Below are 19,073 nucleotides of genomic sequence, written 5' to 3' on the forward strand. Positions count from 1 at the left end.
ACTCGAGGCTAGCCGTGCCCGGCGACGGTCGCCCACGGCACCGAGAGCACCCCGTCGCGCAGTCGCCGCCGCGGCGGGTCCACGGCGAAACCCTCGGCGCGCAGCTGTGCGAGCATCGCCCGCCAGCGCACCCGCGGGCCGAACACCCCGTGCCCGGCCGCGCCGGCCCAGGCCCGGTCGGCGGCCGCCAGCAGGGTGTGGACGGGTTGCCCGTCGATATTGCGGTGGATGAGGATCTTGGGCAGTCGCTCGGCCAGATCCGACGGCCTGTCGATATCGAAGGGATCGCACGCCAGGGTCAGGCTGATCGGCCCGTCGGCGTCCAAGAGCACCCAGCAGCAACGCCTCCCGAGCTCGTCGCACGTGCCGTCGACCAGCAGACCGCCAGGAGCCAGCCGCCGGCACAGCTGCGCCCAGGCCGGCTCGACCTCCTCGACCGGATATTGGCGCAACACGTTGAACGCGCGCACCAGGATCGGACGCAACCCGGCGAGTTCGAACCCTCCGAGACCGAATTGCACTGCGGCCGTGGCTGATTGCTGGGCGATGCGCACCCGCTCCGGGTGGATCTCCAGGCCCGTCACCCGTACGTCGGCGCGCACCGTCTGCAATCGCCCGGCCAATTCCAGCGTCGTGACGGGCAGCGCACCGTAGCCGAGGTCCACCACCAGCGGATCGGCGGCGGCGTGCAGGGCGGCCCGCACCCGCGGCGAATGCACGAGCCAGCGGTCGCTGCGGCGCAGCCGGTTGTACCCCGTGGTGCCACGGGTCGGTTTGCCCTGTGGCGAGCCGACGGGCTTGTTCAGCTGCGGTCCCTGACCCACGTCTCGGTGAACTCCTGCTCCAGACGGACCATCTCGGCCAGTTGGCCACCGATGAAGCCCTCGATCTTGCCGCCCACCAACGGGATGCGCACCTCGGTCACGACATGCACGTCCAGCTGGGCACCGTCGGCGCTGTCACGCAACGCGGCCTTCCCGGTGACCCGCACCGGTGCACCCGGCACCGTACCGGTGATGATGCCCGAGGTCCGTCCGTCGACGATCGGTTCCCATGATTCGGTGCGCACCAGTGTCAGGTCGCCGGAATGGAGTTGGCTGACGAAGCCGGGCAACCGGTGAAACCGCACGGTCTGGGTGGTGCCGATGTTCACGCCGCCGTCCGGGCGGGTGGCCAGCTCGTCGAGGTTGACCGCGTCGCAGCCGGACTTCTCCAGCCGCTCGAGCCAGTACGTCCGGTCGGTGAAGGCCACGAACAACTGCGCGACGCTGCATCCGTACGCGGCCGCCATGTCATGGTTACGCGGCATAGCCGGCACGCTACCGTTAGCGTCCGTGGTCAGTCCGACTTTCGCCGGTGCGGCGGTTGCCGAGAACGTCGCGGTCGCCCCGTGGACGACATTGCGCGTCGGTCCGGTGGCACGGCGTCTGATCACCTGCGATACCACCGAACAGCTGATCGCCACCCTTTCGGCGCTACCGGTTTCCGAGGACGTGCTGGTGCTGGGCGGCGGATCCAATGTGGTCCTGGCCGACGATCGCACCGGACTGACGGTGGTCCGGATCGCCACCACCGGCATCTCGGTGGACGGTGCGGTGCTGCGGGCCGAGGCCGGCGCGTTGTGGGATGACGTCGTGGTGGCCGCCCTCGCACACGGTCTCGGCGGCCTGGAGTGCCTGTCGGGTATCCCCGGATCCGCCGGCGCAACCCCCGTCCAGAACGTGGGCGCCTATGGCGCCGAGGTGGCCGACACCATCTCCCGGGTGCGGATCCTGGACCGCCGGACGGGGCTGACCGAATGGGTGGGTCCGCACCGGCTGGAGTTCGGTTACCGGCACAGCGTGCTGAAGCACCAGTCGGCCGTCATCGTCGCCGAAGTCGAGTTCACCCTCAACGCCGACGGTCTGTCCGCGCCGATGCGCTACGGCGAGCTGGCCGCCCGCCTCGGCGCCGAGCCGGGGCAGCGGGTCGAGCCGGACCGGGTGCGCGCGGCGGTGCTGCAGCTGCGGGCAGCCAAGGGCATGGTGCTCGATGAGGACGACCATGACACCTGGAGCGTCGGATCGTTCTTCACCAATCCGGTCGTCACCGAGCAGGCCTACGAGCGGCTGCGGGACGCCGTCGACCGGCCTGTTCCGCACTATCCGGCCCCAGACGGGGTCAAACTGGCCGCCGGCTGGCTCGTCGAGCAGGCCGGTTTCGGCAAGGGATATCCCGGCGACGACGGGCTCGCGCGGTTGTCCACCAAGCATGCGCTGGCCCTGACCAACCGCGGCGGCGCCGGCACCGCCGACGTCCTGGCCCTGGCCAGGGCCGTTCGGGATGGTGTCCGCGCACGTTTCGGGATCGAGCTCACACCCGAGCCCGTACTGGTCGGCTGCGTGCTCTAGGTACTCTTGGTCCACGTGAGACCACCCGCCGAGTCCGAGAACGCGCCGCTGAGCCGGCGTCGTGCGCTCGCATTGATGGGCCTGGGCGGTGCCGGACTGCTGGCGGCCTGTGCCGGTAAGCCCGCCGGAACTCCCCAGGCCGAGGAATCCGCCGCCGCCAAGGCGCCGACCTTCACGCTGACCCCGGACGACGCGGCCACCGACATCACCCCGACCTCGCCCGCCGGGGTGGTCGTCAGCGATGGCTGGTTCCAGAAGATCGCCCTGACCAATGCCAACGGCAAGGTGGTCGCCGGCAAACTCAACCGCGACCGCACCGAGTTCACCGTCTCCGAACCACTGGGCTACGGGGCCGAATACACCTGGTCCGGGTCGGTGGTCGGCCAGGACGGCCGGGCGGTTCCCGTCACCGGCGGCTTCCGCACGGTGAACCCACAGACCACCGTCAACGGCCAGTTCCAGTTGTCCGACGGTCAGACCGTCGGCGTCGCGGCGCCCATCATCCTGCAGTTCGACGCGGCGATCGCCGACGAGCACCGCGCGGACGTGGAGAAGGCGCTCAAGGTCACCACCACCCCGGCGGTGGAGGGCAGTTGGGCCTGGCTACCGGATGAGGCAGGCGGTTCGCGGGTGCACTGGCGGACCAAGGACTACTACCCGACCGGCACCACCGTGCATGTGGACGCCGACCTCTACGGGGTGAAGTTCGGGCCGCAGGCCTACGGTGCGGCCGACTCGACGCTGGACTTCACGATCGGGCGTCGCCAGGTGGTCAAGGCCGAGGCCTCCAGCCACCGCATCCAGGTGCTCGACGGTGCGGGCGCGGTCATCATGGACTTCCCGTGCAGCTACGGCGAAGGCGACCTGGACCGCAACGTCACGCGCAGCGGTATCCATGTGGTCACCGAGAAGTACGAGGACTTCTACATGACCAACCCGGCCGCGGGTTACGCCAACGTGCGGGAGCGCTTCGCGGTGCGCATCTCCAACAACGGCGAGTTCATCCACGCCAACCCGGCCAGCTCGGGCGCCCAGGGCAACAGCAACGTCACCAACGGGTGCATCAACCTCTCGCTGACCGATGCCGAGCAGTACTTCCAGACCGCGCTGTACGGCGACCCGGTCGAGGTGACCGGCACCCGCATCGACCTGTCCTACGCCGATGGCGACATCTGGGATTGGGCGGTGCCGTGGAGCGAGTGGCAGGCCATGTCCGCGCTGAGCAACGACAGCCCGCCCGCGGGCATCCCGGTGACCGCTCCGGTCACCCCGAGCGGTGCGCCGACACCGTCGGGAACCCCGACCTCGTCCCCGACCTCGACATCGACTTCGACATCGACGGTGGCGCCGACGACGGCGGGCCGTTAGGTCCGGCGGTTGATCCGGGATCCGGTCGCGCCGGTCACCTGATCGCGCGGGCGCACCACGATCAGGTCCAGGTCGACGTGCGACGGTCGGCTGGCGACGAACCCGATGACCTCGGCGATGTCCTCGGCGACCAACGGGGTCACCCCGGCGTAGACCTTCTCGGCGCGGCCCTCGTCACCGTCGAAGCGGTTCAGTGAGAAGTCGGTCTTGACCATTCCCGGCGCAACTTCGGTGAGCCGCACCGGTTTTCCGAACAGCTCGCTGCGCAGCGTGCGGTGCAGCACGCCCTGGGCGTGCTTGGCCGAGGTGTAGCCCGAACCGTTGTCGTAGGTCTCCAGGGCGGCGATCGAGGTGACCGTGATGATGAGCCCGTCACCGGAGTCGATCAGCTTTCCCAGCAGGGCCTTGGTGACCTGGAGGGTGCCCAGCACGTTGGACTCCCACATCCAGCGCCAGTGCTCGATATTGGCCTCGGCCACCGACTCCAGGCCGCGGGCGCCACCGGCGTTGTTGACGAGCACGTCGACGCGGTCCAGTCGCTCGGCCAGCGACGCGACCGCGGCCGGGTCGGTGACGTCCGCCACAATGGCGGTGCCGTCGATCTCGGCGGCCAGCGCCTGGATGGGGGCCTCGCGGCGGGCCACGCAGACCACGTGAAAGCCAAGGGAGGCAAGGGTTTTGGCGGTCGCTTCACCGATGCCGGCACTGGCACCGGTGACCACTGCGACGCGACGCGTGTCGGTTGAGGTCGTCATGGTGACAACACTAGGCGGCGGTATCCACCCGTCGCGCGGGAGGCGATCCCCGTGTTACCTTGACGCCGTGATCTCGATCAGCCAGGCGAGCCGTCTCGCCGTGCGGAGTGCGTGTTGTTGTTGCGCACCCGCCGCGCCTTGCTGACCTGAGGACCTCGTTCGTCCCGCTGAGTCGCCGGTGTGGCAGAAGCCCACCCCTTCCACGACCCAGCCCAGAGGACACCCATCGTGAGCACCGCCACCGTTGTTCGTCAGACCCCCGCCGCACACGCCAAGCGCGCCCTGTTGGCCCGCCATCACATCGTCGCGCCGTCACTCAAGGTCGCCGAGGTGGCCGCGGCATCGGTCTTCGGCGCCGCCCGGCAGCGCGGACCGATCGCCCGTGACGCGATCGCCCGGGTCACCGGCCTGAGCATCGCCACGGTGAACCGCCAGGTCACCGCCCTGCTCGACGCCGGTGTGCTGCGTGAGCGGGCCGACCTCGCGGTGTCCGGGGCGATCGGCCGTCCCCGGATCCCGGTCGAGGTGAACCACGAGCCGTTCCTGACCCTCGGCCTGCACATCGGCGCCAAGACCACCAGCATCGTCGCCACCGATCTGCTCGGCCGCACCCTCGATGTCGTCGAGACGCCGACCCCGCGCGGCAGCCAGAGCGCGGCGCTGGCCGCACTGGCCGGCAGCGCGAGCCGCTACCTGAGCCGCTGGCATCGGCGCCGCCCGCTGTGGGTCGGTGTGGCCAGTGGCGGCGTGGTGGACAGCACCTCGGGGTATCTCGACCACCCGCGGTTGGGCTGGGCCGAGGCGCCGGTCGGGCCGGTGCTTGCCGAGACGCTCGGGCTACCGGTATCGGTCGCCTCGCACGTGGACGCCATGGCCGGTGCTGAACTGCTGCTCGCCGTGCGCCGCCCGAACACGCAGTCCGGAACCAGTCTCTACGTGTATGCCAGGGAGACCGTGGGTTACGCGCTGTCCATCGGCGGGCGGGTGCACTCGCCGGCCAGTGGGCCGGGCACCATCGCGGCGTTGCCGGTCAGCTCCGAATTGCTCGGCGGCTCAGGGAAACTGGAGTCGACCGTCAGCGACGAGGCGGTCCTCAACGCGGCCAGGGCCCAGCGCATCATCCCGGCCGAGGGCCCCGCCTCGACGATGGTGACGGTGCTGCGGGCTGCGCGCGGCGGCCACGAGGGAGCCCGCGCCCTGCTGGCCGAACGGGCCCGCGTGCTCGGCGAGGCGGTGGCCCTGCTGCGCGACATGCTCAACCCCGACGACCTCGTCGTCGGCGGCCAGGCCTTCACCGAATATCCCGAGGGGATGGAACTGGTGGAGCGGGCATTCGCGGATCGCTCGGTGCTGGGTGCGCGCGATATCCGCGTGACGGCGTTCGGCAACCGGGTGCAGGAGGCCGGTGCCGGTGTGGTCTCCCTCGGCGGCCTCTACGCCGACCCGATCGCCGCGATGCGCCGGGCGCAGCAGCGCCGCAGTGCGGCCGCGGTGCTCGGCGCGTCCTGATCCCGCAGGTTCCGCCGGTTCGCCGCAGGTGTAGACATGAGCTTGTGCGTGTCGTACCCGAGCCGTCCGGACTGACGGAGGCCCGCCGCGTCGCGGTCCTGTCGGTACACACCTCACCGCTGTCGCAACCCGGTACCGGCGATGCCGGCGGAATGAACGTCTACGTCTTGCAGACGGCGCTCGAACTGGCCCGCCGGGGCGTCGAGGTGGAGATCTTCACCCGCGCCACGTCCTCATCGGATGAGCCGGTGGTGCAGGTGGCGCCCGGGGTTCTGGTGCGCAACGTGGTGGCCGGCCCGTTCGAGGGACTGGACAAGAACGATCTGCCCACCCAGCTGTGCGCCTTCACCGCGGGGGTGCTGCGCGCCGAGGCCACCCACGAGCCCGGCTATTACGACATCGTCCATTCGCACTACTGGCTGTCCGGTCAGGTGGGCTGGCTGGCATCCGACCGCTGGGCGGTGCCGCTGGTGCACACCGCCCACACGCTGGCCGCGGTCAAGAACGCCGCTCTCGCCGACGGCGACACCCCCGAACCGGTATTGCGTTCGGTCGGCGAACAACAGGTGGTCGACGAGGCAGATCGGCTGATCGTCAATACCGAAATCGAGGCGCGCCAACTGGTTTCGCTGCACCATGCCGACCCGACCAGTATCGACGTGGTGCATCCCGGCGTCGACCTGGCGGTGTTCACGCCCGGCTCGCGGCGCCAGGCCCGCGCGGCACTCGGGCTGGCCGAGGGCGACAAGGTGGTCGCGTTCGTCGGTCGCATCCAGCCGTTGAAGGCGCCGGACGTGTTGCTGCGGGCGGCGGCCAGGGTCGCCGACCTGCGGGTGCTGATCGCCGGCGGTCCGTCCGGGTCCGGAATGGACACCCCGAACGGGCTTGTTCGACTGGCCGCCGAGTTGGGTATCACCGATCGCGTGACATTCCTCCCACCCCAATCACGTGACGAATTGGTCGGTATCTATCGCGCTGCCGACATGGTCGCGGTGCCGAGCTACAACGAATCCTTCGGACTGGTCGCCGTCGAGGCCCAGGCCTGCGGCACCCCGGTGGTGGCCGCCGCCGTCGGCGGTCTGCCGGTGGCGGTGCGCGACGGTGTGACCGGTGCACTGGTCGACGGCCACGACGCCGGGGACTGGGCGGCGGCGTTGCGGTCGGTGCTGGCCGGCGATCCTGATCGCCTCAGCGCGGCCGCCGTCGCGCACGCGGCGACCTTCTCCTGGGCACACACCGTCGACGGGCTGATGGACAGCTACGGCCGCGCCATCACCGACTACCGGTCCCGGCATCCCCGATCGGCGCCGACCCGGCGGACCGGCCGTCGTTTCGCGCTGCGCCGGGGGGTGCGGGCATGAGCATGAGCATGAGTGTCACCGCGAAGTCGCGCGTGAGTGAGGATCGCAGCGAGGTACGAGCGAGGACCGGAGCGAGGGCGGGACGAGCATGAGTGTCACCGACATCATCGAACAGACGCTGGCCGCCAACGATCTGGAATACACCCAGCACAAAGGCGTCAAGGGCGGTCTGCCCGGCCTCGTGGTGGCCCTGCCGGGGGAGCGCAGGCTCAAGACCAACACCATCCTGAGCGTCGGCGAGCACTCGGTACGGGTTGAGGCCTTCGTCTGCCGCCGTCCCGACGAGAACTTCGAGTCCGTCTACAAGTTCCTGCTCAAGCGCAACCGCAGGCTCTACGGGGTGGCCTACACGCTGGACAATCTCGGCGACATCTACCTGGTGGGCTGGATGGCCAACAGTTCGGTGACCGCCGACGAGATCGACCGCGTCCTCGGACAGGTGCTCGAAGCCGTCGACAGTGATTTCAACACCCTGCTGGAGTTGGGCTTCCGCTCGTCCATCCAGAAGGAATGGGAGTGGCGGGTGGCCCGCGGCGAATCCCTGAAGAACCTCGAAGCTTTCGAGCACCTCATCGAGGACTGAACGGTCATGGCAAGATTCCAGTCATGCCGACCTTGATCCTGCTGCGCCACGGCGAGAGCGACTGGAACCAGAAGAACCTGTTCACCGGCTGGGTCGATGTCGACCTCACCGACAAGGGCCGGGCCGAGGCGGTGCGCGCCGGCTTGCTGCTCGCCGAACAGGGCGTGCTGCCCGATGTGCTCTACACCTCGCTGCTGCGCCGCGCCATCACCACCGCCAACCTGGCGTTGGACGCGGCCGACCGGCACTGGATCCCGGTGCACCGGGACTGGCGGCTCAACGAGCGGCACTACGGCGCGCTGCAGGGCCTGGACAAGGCCGCCACCAAGGAGAAGTACGGCGAAGAGCAGTTCATGGCGTGGCGGCGCAGCTATGACACCCCGCCGCCGCCGATCGAGAAGGGCAGCGAGTTCAGCCAGGACGCCGACCCGCGGTACGCCGACATCCCGGGCGGGGCCCCGCTGACCGAATGCCTCGCCGATGTCGTCGAGCGTTTCGTCCCGTACTTCGAGCAGGCGATCGTGCCCGACCTCAAGGCAGGCAAGACGGTGCTGATCGCGGCACACGGCAACTCGCTGCGTGCCCTCGTGAAGTATCTGGACGGAATGTCCGACGCCGATGTCGTGGGCCTGAACATCCCGACCGGTATCCCGCTGCTCTACGAGCTGGACGAAAACCTCAAGCCCACCGTGGCCGGCGGGAAGTACCTGGATCCCGAGGCCGCCGCCGCCGGGGCCGCGGCCGTCGCGGCGCAGGGCGCCAAGTAGCGCGCACCAGGTGAGCGTCAGGTAAACGGCCGCCGAATACTGGTCTTTCTGCGTGTGACTTGTCCCGGTTCGGCCGCTTGCTGCTGGGATGTCGTTCACCTGATGCGTACGATTTTCGCGTGAGTGTCGGTTCCGCGCTGCTGTTGGCGGCAGCGCTGGCTGTGCTCGCGCTCGGAATCGGCGTCGCCGCCGGCATGGTGGCGATGCGCAGGATCACCGCCCGCCGGACCGAGCGCGACATCGAAGAAGGCGGCGGGATCACCGTCTCCCAAATGCTCAGCCATATCGCCGCGATGTCCCCGATGGGGATCGTCGTCGTCGACACCTTCCGCGATGTCGTCTACATGAACGACCAGGCCATCGAACTCGGCCTGGTGCGCGATCGGTTGCTCGACGACCGCGCCTGGCAGGCGGTGCAGCGCTGTCTGGCCACCGGTGCCGATGTCGATATCGACCTGTCCCCGCGCAAACGCCAGAAGTCCGGCCGTTCGGGGCTTGCCGTCCGCGGACACGTGCGGTTGCTGGTGGAGGGCGCACACCAGTTCGCGGTGGTGTTCGTCGGGGATCAGTCCGAACAGGCCCGCATGGAGGCCACCCGCCGAGATTTCGTCGCCAATGTCAGCCACGAGCTCAAGACCCCCGTCGGGGCCATGGGTGTGCTCGCCGAGGCCATGCTGGCCTCCACCGAGGATCCCGACACCGTGCGCCGGTTCGCCGAGAAGATGATCATCGAATCGGTGCGGCTGGCCGACATGATCGGTGAGCTGATCGAACTGTCCCGGTTGCAGGGGGCCGAACCGCTGCCGGATCTGGAGAGCGTCGACGTCGACGGTGTGGTCGCCGAGGCGGTCTCGCGCTACAAGGTGGCCGCCGACAGCGCGCACATCGCCATCACCACCGATGCGCCGACGGGTTTCCGGGTGCTCGGCGACGAGCGGCTGCTGGTCACCGCGATCGCCAACCTGGTGTCCAACGCCATCGCGTACTCCCCGGACGGATCGGACGTGTCGATCAGTCGGCGTCGCCGCGGCGACGAGATCGAGATCGCGGTGACCGACCGCGGAATCGGTATCGCCCGCGCCGACCAGGAGCGGGTTTTCGAGCGGTTCTTCCGGGTCGACAAGGCGCGCTCACGCGCCACCGGCGGCACCGGTCTGGGATTGGCGATCGTCAAGCATGTGGCGGCCAATCACAACGGATCGATTCGGTTGTGGAGTCAGCCGGGCACCGGTTCGACGTTCACCCTGTCGATTCCGGCGATACCTGAGGGCCATTCGGCCGATGATGAAGAAGAATGAGGAAGGCTGCACTCTGATGACCAGTGTCCTGATCGTGGAAGACTCCCAGGGAGCCCTCGTGGCGAAAGGCACGGCACTCTGATGACCAGTGTCCTGATCGTGGAAGATGAAGAGTCCCTTGCTGATCCGCTGGCATTCTTGTTGCGCAAGGAGGGTTTCGAGACCACCGTCGTTTCCGACGGCCCCTCGGCGCTGGCCGAGTTCGAGCGCGCGGGCGCCGATATCGTCCTGCTGGACCTCATGCTGCCAGGAATGAGCGGCACCGATGTCTGTAAGCAGCTGCGGTCGCGGTCCAGCGTGCCGGTCATCATGGTGACCGCGCGGGACAGCGAGATCGACAAGGTCGTCGGCCTGGAACTCGGCGCCGACGACTATGTCACCAAGCCCTACTCGGCCCGTGAATTGATCGCCCGCATCCGCGCGGTGCTGCGTCGTGGCGCGGACAACGACGACGCCGGCATCGCCGACGGCGTGCTGGAGGCCGGCCCGGTGCGGATGGACGTCGAGCGCCATGTCGTCAGCGTCAACGGCGAGCAGATCACGTTGCCGCTCAAGGAGTTCGACCTGCTCGAGTACCTGATGCGCAACAGCGGACGGGTGCTCACCCGCGGCCAGCTCATCGACCGGGTCTGGGGCGCCGATTATGTCGGCGACACCAAGACCTTGGACGTGCATGTCAAGCGGCTTCGCTCGAAGATCGAGTCCGACCCCGCCAGCCCGGTGCACCTGGTGACCGTCCGCGGCCTCGGCTACAAGCTGGAGGGCTGAGACCCGCTGCGACCCGCTGCGACCCGTCCTACTCGGCGGCGCGGGTCGCCGGGTGCACCGCGATCAGCCCGAGCTGTCCTCGGCGCCGGCACATCGCGGCCAGCTCGGCGTAGGCCTTCTCGCCGAGCAGTTCGGTCAGTTCGGGTGCGTAGGACTGCCAGACCGGCTTGGCACCGACATGCGCCGCCGGATCCCCTGTGCAGTACCAGTGCAGGTCGGCACCGCCCTCGCCCCAACCCCGCCGGTCGTATTCGGTGATGACGGTCTTGAGGATTTCCGAACCGTCCGGCCGAGTCACCCAGTCCTGGGTGCGACGGATCGGTAACTGCCAGCAGACCTCGGGTTTCATCGTCAGCGGCTCGACACCCAGTTTGAGCGCCTTGGAGTGCAGGGCGCAGCCGATCCCACCGGCGAAGCCTGGCCGGTTGAGGAATATGCAGGCCCCCTTGTACTTTCGCGTCCGCTGGTTGGGTTTGCCGTCGTACTCGTCGTCTTCCAGATAACCCTTGCGGCCCAGCCCCTTGCTGCGGAACTGCCAGTCCTCGTCGGTCAACTTCGTGACGGCATCGTCGAGCATGGCGCGGTCGTCGTCATCGGAGAGGAAGGCGCCGTGCGAGCAGCAGCCGTCGTCGGGGCGGCCTGCCACCGTGCCCTGGCAGGCGGGCGTGCCGAAAACGCATGTCCAGCGCGACAACAACCACGTCATGTCCGCGCTGATCACATGGTTGGAGTCCTCGGGGTCGTAGAACTCGACCCACTCGCGCGCGAAGTCGAGGTCGACTTCGCCACCCACTCCTCCGAGTTGCCTACCGCCGACGGGTGACGTCTTCACAGTTGTCAACGGTAAACCCACTAACCTTGGTCGCGTGCGATTGGGCGTGCTGGATGTGGGCAGCAATACGGTTCATCTGTTGGTCGTCGACGCCCGCCGTGGTGGACACCCGACACCGATGAGTTCCACCAAGGCCGCGCTGCGGTTGGCCGAGGCGATCGATTCGACCGGCAAGCTGACCCGCAAGGGTGCGGACAAGCTCGTCAGCACGGTCGACGAGTTCGCCAAGATCGCCACCAGTTCGGGATGTTCGGAGTTGATGGCCTTCGCCACCTCGGCGGTGCGTGACGCCACCAACTCCGAGGCGGTGCTCGCCAGGGTGCAGTCCGAGGCCGGGGTGTCGCTGCGCGTGCTCAGCGGTGTCGACGAGTCGCGACTGACGTTCCTGGCGGTGCGCAGGTGGTACGGCTGGAGTGCCGGGCGCATCATCAACATCGATATCGGCGGGGGCTCGCTGGAGCTGTCCAGCGGGGTCGACGAGGAGCCCGATGTGGCGCTGTCGCTGCCGCTGGGCGCGGGGCGGATGACCAGGGAGTGGCTGGCCGAGGATCCACCGGGCCGCCGGCGGGTGGCGATGCTGCGCGACTGGCTGTCCACCGAGCTCTCCGAGGCGGGTTCGGTGATCCAGTCGGCGGGCACACCGGACCTGGCGGTCGCCACATCCAAGACGTTCCGGTCGTTGGCGCGGCTCACCGGCGCGGCGCCGTCGGGGGCGGGGCCACGGGTCAAGCGGACGCTGACGGCGAGCGGTCTGCGCCAGCTGATCGCTTTCATCTCTAGGATGACAACGGCCGACCGAGCCGAGTTGGAGGGGGTGAGTGCCGAACGGGCGCCACAGATCGTGGCGGGGGCGCTGGTAGCCGAGGCGAGTATGAAGGCCTTGGGTGTCGAAACGGTGGAGATCTGTCCCTGGGCGTTGCGGGAGGGACTGATCCTGCGCAAACTCGACAGTGAAGCCGACGGAACCGCCCTGGTCGAGACCATCCCAGCCACTCCCGAGGGCAAAAGACGATGACTGATACCAACAGCAACGCAGACAACACGGCGACGCGACCCATTTCCGTCGCCGAGCTGCTCGCCAAGAACGGGTCGATCGGCGCACCCGCGCCCGGTGGGCGTCGCCGTCGCCGTCGTGGCAACGCCGACGCGGTGACCGTCGCCGAGCTGACCGGGGAGATCCCGATCGTCTCGATGACCGACGAGCCCCCGGCCCCGGCCCCCGAACCGCCTGTCGACGAGCCTGTCCTCGACGAGCCGGAAGCCGAGGCGCCCACGGCCGAGGAGACCGCCGTCGACGCGCCCGTCCTCGACGAGCCGGAAGCCGAACCCCTCGCAGAATCCGACGCCGAAGCCGAAGCCGACCCCGAAGCCGAACCAGAACCGGATGCCGACGAGACCGCCGCGGTCGACGTGGCGGCCACCGATTACGACGCGCACCTGCAGCAGCGCGAGGCCGAACCGGAGCCGGTGGCCTTCCAGCCCCGCCGCCGTGCGCACGGCTTCTCCCGGCGTACCGCCGAAGCCGAGTCCACCGACACGGCGGCCGCGGAGGCGATGAGCCCGGACCCGCTGCTCGACGAGGACGTCGACGGCACCGACCATGCCGACGGCGCGGCCGACCGGCCGTCCTATCTGAAGTCACCCTCGGACACCCTGTTCGGCGGCGATTCCGTGGCCGACGAGGCGACCCGGCGTGCCCGGACTCCCGGCCCGGAGGACATCAACCTGAAAAGCGGCGACCTGGATCGCAGCGATCTCGACGACACCGAGCTGCTGTTGATCGGCGACGCCGGCGAACAACACGAGGGCTCCGCCTTCATGCGCGGTCTGTGGGTCGTCGTGCAGAGCGTGCTGGCCGTCGCGCTCGGTGCCGGGTTGTTCATCGCCTTCGACCAGCTGTGGAAGTGGAACAACATCGTCGCGCTGGCCCTGTCGGTGCTCGTGATCCTCGGCCTGGTCGTGGGGGTTCGGGTGGTCCGCAAGACCGAGGACATCGCCAGCACGTTGATCGCCGTCGCGGTGGGTGCCATGGTCACCCTCGGCCCGCTGGCTTTGCTGCAATCCACCTGATGACGAGCTAGTGCGTCCCGCGATCAAGGTCGGGTTGTCGACGGCCTCGGTGTACCCGCTGCGCACGGAGGCGGCGTTCGAGCACGCCGCCCGGCTTGGTTACGACGGCGTAGAGCTGATGGTGTGGGCCGAGGCGGTCAGCCAGGACATCGACGCCATCGAGGCCATGTCGCAGCGCTATGGCATCCCGGTGCTCTCGGTGCACGCGCCGTGCCTGCTGATCTCCCAGCGGGTCTGGGGCGCCAACCCGATCGCCAAGCTGGAGCGCAGCGTGCGCGCCGCCGAACAGCTCGGTGCCCAGACCGTCGTGGTGCACCCGCCGTTTCGCTGGCAGCGCCGGTACGCCGAGGGTTTCAGCGCGCAGGTCGCGGCCTTGGAGGCCGGCAGCGACGTGCTGGTCGCCGTGGAGAACATGTTCCCGTTCCGCGCCGACCGGTTCTGGGGCACCGGCAAACCGTCGATCGAGCGGATGCGCCGGCGCGGCGGCGACCCCGGACCGGCGATCTCGGCGTTCGCACCGTCCTATGACCCGCTCGACGGTGGTCACGCGCACTACACGCTGGATCTCTCGCACAGCGCCACCGCGGGCACCGATGCGCTGGAGTTGGCGCGCCGGATGGGGGACGGCCTGGTGCACCTGCACCTCTGCGACGGCAGTGGGGCATCCACCGACGAACACCTCGTCCCGGGCCGCGGTAATCAGCCCGCCGCGCAGATCTGCAGGCAGCTGGCGACGTCGGATTTCACCGGGCACGTCATCCTGGAGGTCACCACCTCCGGGGCGCGCAACGCCGCCGAACGGGATGCACTGTTGACCGAGTCCCTCCGATTCGCAAGGGAGCACCTGCTGCGATGAGTGTGTTGTTCAGCGATGCCATGCGGCTGGAAACCGCGGGCGACGGCGTCTACACCGGGGCGCTCAACGAGCACTGGACGATCGGGCCGAAGGTGCACGGCGGGGCGATGCTGGCGCTGTGCGCCAATGCCGCGCGCACCGAGATCGGTGTCCCGGGGGTCGAGCCGATCGTGGTGTCGGGAAACTTCCTGTGGGCACCGGACCCGGGACCCCTGCAGGTGTTCACCGACGTGCGCAAGCGTGGTCGCCGGATCAGCCTGGTCGACGTCGAACTGCGCCAGGGGGAGCGCGTCGCCGTGCGCGCGGCCATCACGCTCGGCGTGCCGGAGGACGACACGGACCCGCTGCTGTCGACGAACCCGGTGGTGCCGCTGATGACTCCGGAGCCGCCGCCCGGGCTGGAGCCGATCGGGCCCGGACATCCGATGGCCGATGTGGTGCACCTGGCCCACGGCTGCGATATCCGGCCGTCGCTGACCACCATGGCGCCGCGTTCCGACGGTGGCCCACCGGTGATCGAGTACTGGGTGCGGCCGCGCGGTGCCGCCCCGGACGTCCTGTTCGCCCTGCTGTGCGGTGATGTGTCGGCTCCGGTGACCTTCGGCGTCAACCGGCTGGGTTGGGCGCCCACCGTCCAGCTGACGGCCTTCCTGCGGGCCGTCCCGGTCGACGGCTGGTTGCGGGTGCTGTGTACGACGACCCAGATCGGGCAGGAGTGGTTCGACGAGGACCATGTCGTGGTCGACGCGAGCGGCCGGATCATCGTGCAGAGCCGTCAGCTCGCGTTGGTGCCCGCGTCCTGAGCGAACTCATGTCACGGTCCGTGACATGCTTTCCCGGTGGCGAGAATTGCGATCATCGGCGGAGGAAGTATCGGCGAGGCCCTGCTCTCGGGGTTGTTGAGGGCGGGCCGTCAGGTCAAGGATCTGGTGGTTGCCGAGAAGCATCCCGATCGGGCCCGGCAGTTGTCGGAAACGCATCAGGTGTTGGTGACCTCGGTGGCCGACGCCGTCGAGAATGCGTCCTACGTGATCGTGGCGGTCAAGCCCGGTGATGTCTCCGCGGTGACCGCGGAGATCGCCGAGGCGGTCGCCAAGGCCGACAACGACAGCGACGAGACGGTCTTCGTCAGCGTCGCCGCGGGCGTCAGCACGATCTTCTTCGAGAACAAGCTGCCCGCGGGCTCTCCGGTGGTGCGGGTGATGCCGAATGCGCCGATGGTGGTCGGCGGTGGGGTCAGCGCGGTGGCGGCAGGCAGGTTCGCCACCCCGGAGCAGCTCAAGGAGGTCGCCGCGATCTTCGACACCGTCGGCGATGTCCTGACCGTGACCGAGACGCAGATGGACGCCGTCACCGCGGTGTCGGGTTCGGGCCCGGCGTACTTCTTCCTGATGGTGGAGGCGCTCGTCGACGCGGGTGTGGCGGCCGGGTTGTCACGCGAGGTGTCCACCGATCTCGTGGTGCACACGATGGCGGGGTCGGCGGCCATGCTGCTGGATCGCCGGGATTCGGCACCGAATGGCGTAATGGACACCTCTGCGACCGCGCTGCGGGCTATCGTGACCTCACCGGGTGGTACCACCGCGGCTGGTCTGCGAGAACTCGAGCGCGGTGGCCTGCGCAGTGCCGTGGCAGATGCCGTGCAAGCGGCCAAAACACGCTCTGAGCAGCTAGGAATTACATCAGAGTAGTTCACCAATTTCGGACTGATTAGCCCACACCCGTCGCAATAACCCCAGTGGCCACGCTATTCTCCTCGTGTATGCACGCGTGCGTGCCAGCGGTGGGGAAGCCGCTGGCCCGGCCGTGCCTTATGGATTGGGTTGCGATGACGTCAATGAACGGGCCATCGGCGCGGGATTCCGCTGGCGACGGCCAGCCGAAGGCTCAATTTCTCACCGTCGCAGAGGTCGCCAGCTTGATGCGGGTCAGCAAGATGACCGTGTACCGCCTGGTGCACAACGGTGAATTGCCTGCGGTACGGGTGGGTCGCTCGTTCCGCGTACACGCCAAGGCGGTGCACGACCTCTTGGAGACCTCGTACTTCGACGCCGGCTGATTAGTTCCGGGCCGGGGCGCCCGGGTAAGGTGACCCGGTCAGTTCACACATCGGTAGGTAGCGGAGTTCATGGGTTCAGTAATCAAGAAGCGGCGTAAGCGCATGTCGAAGAAGAAGCACCGTAAGCTGCTTCGTCGAACCCGGGTCCAGCGCAGAAAACTCGGTAAGTAGCTTTCGGCTTCGGCCGCTAGGCTGGCCCGATGGATGAGCTTGGTTCCGAACCGAAAGTCGTCCTGGTCACCGGGGCCTGTCGTTTTCTCGGCGGGTACCTGACTGCACGCCTGGCGCAGAACCCCGCGATCGACCATGTCATCGCGGTGGATGCGATAGCACCGAGCAAGGATCTGTTGCGGCGGATGGGGCGCGCCGAATTCGTGCGCGCCGACATCCGCAACCCCTTCATCGCCAAGGTCATCCGCAACGGCAACGTCGACACCGTCGTCCATGCCGCGGCTGCCTCCTACGCGCCGCGCGCAGGTGGACGTGCCACCCTCAAAGAGCTCAACGTGATGGGTGCCATCCAGTTGTTCGCGGCTGCGCAGAAGGCGCCGTCGGTGCGCCGTGTCGTGCTCAAGTCCACCTCCGAGGTGTACGGGTCCAGTTCGCGCGATCCGGTCCGGTTCACCGAGGACGGCAGTGCGCGCCGTCCGCCGACCGACGGTTTCGCACGCGACAGCATCGACATCGAGGGCTATGCCCGTGGGCTGGCCCGTCGGCGCCCGGATATCGCGGTGACGATCCTGCGGTTGGCCAACATGATCGGCCCGGCGATGGACACCGCGCTCTCGCGCTTCCTGGCAGGCCCGGTCGTGCCCACGGTGCTCGGCCGTGATGCCCGGCTGCAGCTGCTGCACGAACAGGATGCGCTCGGGGCGCTGGAGCGGGCCACCGTCGCGGGCAGGCCCGGCACCTTCAACATCGGCGCCGACGGCATCATCATGATGAGTCAGGCGATCCGCCGTTCCGGCCGGGTCGCGCTGCCGGTACCGCGTTCGGCGCTGGCCGTCGTCGACTCGCTGCGCCGCGCCACCCGCTACACCGAGCTCGACCGTGAGCAGTTGAACTATGTGAGCTTCGGCCGGGTGATGGATACCGCCAGGATGCGAAACGACTTAGGCTATATCCCGAAGTGGACCACCGCGGAGGCATTCGACGATTACGTGCGGGGACGTGGTCTGACACCGATCATCGACCCGAACTGGGTACGCTCTGTGGAAGGCCGTGCGGTGGCGCTGGCGCAACGCTGCGGCGGCTTGGGGACGACGTGACGTCGGGTTGGGGAGAGGTTGTCCGGTGGCGGGTGAATCAAAAGCGAAAGTGATTCCGCTGCGCGCGAATTCGGGTCGTTCGACCGCTGCGCGCCGCGCCGCTCAGCGTGCCGACGGTGCACGCAGGCATCCCTCCCTGCTGACCGACTCCGACGAACGCGCCTCCGCCGAGGAGATCGCCGCCGTCGTCCGCGAGATCGACGAGCATCGCAACAACGGCGCTGCCGCCGCCCCCGAGGACGTCCCCAACGAGCTGTCGAAGGCCATCTCCGCGATCGCCGATTTCGCCACCCGCCGGATGACCGGCGACTACACCGTCGATGAGTTCGGGTTCGATCCGCACCTCAACGACAACATCGTATTACCGCTGCTGCGTGGACTTTTCAGGAATTGGTTCCGCGTCGAGGTCAGCGGTATCGAGAATCTGCCGCTGGACGGGGCGGCGCTGGTGGTGGCCAATCACGCCGGCGTGCTGCCCTTCGACGGACTGATGGCGTCGGTGGCCGTGCACGATCACCATCCGCGCCAGCGGGCGTTGCGGTTGCTGGCGGCCGATCTGGTCTTCGACATGCCCATGGTGGGTCAGGCGGCCCGCAAGGCCGGCCACACGGTGGCATGCAGTTCCGATGCGCACCGGTTGCTCGCGGCCGGTGAACTCACCGCGGTGTTCCCCGAGGGGTTCAAGGGACTGGGTAAACCCTTCAAGGACCGCTACAAGCTGCAGCGGTTCGGCCGCGGCGGTTTCGTCTCGGCCGCGCTGCGCGCGCAGGTGCCCATCGTCCCGTGCTCGATCGTCGGGTCCGAGGAGATCTACCCCAAGATCGGTGACATCACGTTGCTGGCGCGGCTGCTTGGGCTGCCCTACTTCCCGGTCACGCCGCTGTTCCCGCTGGCCGGTCCGCTGGGATTGGTGCCATTGCCGTCGAAGTGGCACATCAAGTTCGGCGAGCCGATCTCCACCGACGGTTACGACGAGGGTGCGGCGGATGACCCGATGATCACCTTCGAGCTGACCGACCACGTCCGCGAGACCATCCAGCACACGCTGTATCAGCTGCTGGCGAATCGCCGGAACACCTTCCTGGGCTGAGTGGTTTTCTCTAGATAGGCGCGAGATCGACGTTTCTGCGGGCGCGGACGTCGTCAGAGCGCAAAAACGTCGATCTCACGAAATCGATGGAGCCGTTTA

Annotated in this window: 21 protein-coding genes; 17 read left to right on the top strand and 4 right to left on the bottom strand. The window is 68.4% G+C overall.

Annotated features, from left to right (window positions below; translation table 11 throughout):
• Positions 1-8: 8 nt before the first annotated feature.
• A complete protein-coding gene (locus FBY28_RS17105) occupies positions 9-824 on the bottom strand; it encodes a class I SAM-dependent methyltransferase (protein ID WP_174241663.1) in 816 nt (271 codons plus the stop codon).
• Positions 803-1,309, bottom strand: coding sequence for a DUF2505 domain-containing protein (locus FBY28_RS17110; protein WP_174241664.1), 507 nt, complete (start codon positions 1,307-1,309; stop codon positions 803-805). Before FBY28_RS17110 ends, FBY28_RS17105 begins: the two co-directional genes overlap by 22 nt.
• Positions 1,310-1,334: 25 nt before the next feature.
• Here FBY28_RS17110 and FBY28_RS17115 point away from each other — a divergent pair, with 25 nt between their 5' ends.
• Positions 1,335-2,390: a UDP-N-acetylmuramate dehydrogenase gene (locus FBY28_RS17115; protein ID WP_141868629.1), complete on the top strand. Its 1,056-nt coding sequence runs from the start codon at positions 1,335-1,337 to the stop codon at positions 2,388-2,390.
• Between the two features lie 15 nt (positions 2,391-2,405).
• Complete coding sequence (locus FBY28_RS17120) at positions 2,406-3,758, top strand: L,D-transpeptidase (RefSeq protein WP_286178169.1); 1,353 nt, start codon at positions 2,406-2,408, stop codon at positions 3,756-3,758.
• Here the strand turns inward: FBY28_RS17120 and FBY28_RS17125 are convergent.
• Positions 3,755-4,513 carry an SDR family oxidoreductase gene (locus FBY28_RS17125; RefSeq protein WP_141868630.1) on the bottom strand — a complete coding sequence of 253 codons (759 nt, stop codon included), beginning with the start codon at positions 4,511-4,513 and terminating at the stop codon, positions 3,755-3,757. The two genes, FBY28_RS17120 and FBY28_RS17125, sit on opposite strands and share 4 nt — an antisense overlap.
• 228 nt (positions 4,514-4,741) lie before the next feature.
• Between FBY28_RS17125 and FBY28_RS17130 the strand changes: the two genes are divergently transcribed.
• From FBY28_RS17130 to regX, 6 genes are all read left to right on the top strand, one after another.
• Entirely contained in the window at positions 4,742-6,022 is a 1,281-nt protein-coding gene (locus FBY28_RS17130; RefSeq protein WP_141868631.1) for an ROK family protein, read from the top strand.
• Between the two features lie 44 nt (positions 6,023-6,066).
• The gene (gene mshA / locus FBY28_RS17135) at positions 6,067-7,383 is read left to right on the top strand and encodes a D-inositol-3-phosphate glycosyltransferase (RefSeq protein ID WP_174241665.1); all 1,317 of its coding nucleotides are present in this window, start codon (positions 6,067-6,069) and stop codon (positions 7,381-7,383) included.
• An 88-nt stretch (positions 7,384-7,471) separates the two neighbouring features.
• Positions 7,472-7,966: a type III secretion system chaperone family protein gene (locus FBY28_RS17140; protein ID WP_141868632.1), complete on the top strand. Its 495-nt coding sequence runs from the start codon at positions 7,472-7,474 to the stop codon at positions 7,964-7,966.
• 23 nt (positions 7,967-7,989) lie between these two features.
• Positions 7,990-8,733, top strand: a complete 744-nt coding sequence (locus FBY28_RS17145) for a phosphoglyceromutase (protein ID WP_141868633.1) — start codon at positions 7,990-7,992, stop codon at positions 8,731-8,733.
• Positions 8,734-8,852: 119 nt separating this feature from the next.
• Complete coding sequence (locus FBY28_RS17150) at positions 8,853-10,031, top strand: sensor histidine kinase (protein WP_141868634.1); 1,179 nt, start codon at positions 8,853-8,855, stop codon at positions 10,029-10,031.
• An 81-nt stretch (positions 10,032-10,112) separates the two neighbouring features.
• On the top strand, positions 10,113-10,799 hold the full coding sequence (gene regX / locus FBY28_RS17155) for a two-component sensory transduction protein RegX (RefSeq protein ID WP_141868635.1): 687 nt from the start codon (positions 10,113-10,115) through the stop codon (positions 10,797-10,799).
• A gap of 28 nt (positions 10,800-10,827) precedes the next feature.
• Here the strand turns inward: regX and FBY28_RS17160 are convergent, their stop codons facing one another.
• Entirely contained in the window at positions 10,828-11,631 is an 804-nt protein-coding gene (locus tag FBY28_RS17160) for a DUF3109 family protein (protein ID WP_234713033.1), read from the bottom strand.
• A 34-nt stretch (positions 11,632-11,665) separates the two neighbouring features.
• Here FBY28_RS17160 and FBY28_RS17165 point away from each other — a divergent pair, with 34 nt between their 5' ends.
• The 9 genes from FBY28_RS17165 (at position 11,666) to FBY28_RS17205 (ending at position 18,974) form a co-directional block, all read left to right on the top strand.
• Positions 11,666-12,646: a Ppx/GppA family phosphatase gene (locus FBY28_RS17165; protein WP_174241666.1), complete on the top strand. Its 981-nt coding sequence runs from the start codon at positions 11,666-11,668 to the stop codon at positions 12,644-12,646.
• Entirely contained in the window at positions 12,643-13,701 is a 1,059-nt protein-coding gene (locus tag FBY28_RS17170) for an Rv0497 family membrane protein (protein WP_141868636.1), read from the top strand. The genes FBY28_RS17165 and FBY28_RS17170 overlap by 4 nt, the downstream gene beginning before the upstream one ends.
• A 10-nt stretch (positions 13,702-13,711) precedes the next feature.
• The gene (locus FBY28_RS17175; protein WP_141868637.1) at positions 13,712-14,557 is read left to right on the top strand and encodes a sugar phosphate isomerase/epimerase family protein; all 846 of its coding nucleotides are present in this window, start codon (positions 13,712-13,714) and stop codon (positions 14,555-14,557) included.
• Positions 14,554-15,360 carry a thioesterase family protein gene (locus FBY28_RS17180; protein ID WP_141868638.1) on the top strand — a complete coding sequence of 269 codons (807 nt, stop codon included), beginning with the start codon at positions 14,554-14,556 and terminating at the stop codon, positions 15,358-15,360. The genes FBY28_RS17175 and FBY28_RS17180 overlap by 4 nt, the downstream gene beginning before the upstream one ends.
• A 36-nt stretch (positions 15,361-15,396) precedes the next feature.
• Positions 15,397-16,248, top strand: a complete 852-nt coding sequence (gene proC / locus FBY28_RS17185) for a pyrroline-5-carboxylate reductase (protein WP_141868639.1) — start codon at positions 15,397-15,399, stop codon at positions 16,246-16,248.
• Between the two features lie 137 nt (positions 16,249-16,385).
• Positions 16,386-16,616, top strand: a complete 231-nt coding sequence (locus tag FBY28_RS17190) for a cell division/environmental response transcriptional regulator (RefSeq protein WP_023985266.1) — start codon at positions 16,386-16,388, stop codon at positions 16,614-16,616.
• A 69-nt stretch (positions 16,617-16,685) separates the two neighbouring features.
• Entirely contained in the window at positions 16,686-16,787 is a 102-nt protein-coding gene (locus tag FBY28_RS17195) for a 30S ribosomal protein bS22 (RefSeq protein WP_003402602.1), read from the top strand.
• A 29-nt stretch (positions 16,788-16,816) separates the two neighbouring features.
• The gene (locus FBY28_RS17200) at positions 16,817-17,884 is read left to right on the top strand and encodes an SDR family oxidoreductase (protein WP_141868640.1); all 1,068 of its coding nucleotides are present in this window, start codon (positions 16,817-16,819) and stop codon (positions 17,882-17,884) included.
• A 25-nt stretch (positions 17,885-17,909) separates the two neighbouring features.
• Entirely contained in the window at positions 17,910-18,974 is a 1,065-nt protein-coding gene (locus FBY28_RS17205) for a lysophospholipid acyltransferase family protein (RefSeq protein WP_141868641.1), read from the top strand.
• The last annotated feature ends 99 nt before the right edge of the window (positions 18,975-19,073 follow it).

This window comes from Arthrobacter sp. SLBN-53, assembly GCF_006715585.1.
In the GTDB taxonomy this organism is placed as follows: Bacteria; Actinomycetota; Actinomycetes; order Mycobacteriales; family Mycobacteriaceae; genus Mycobacterium; species Mycobacterium neoaurum_A.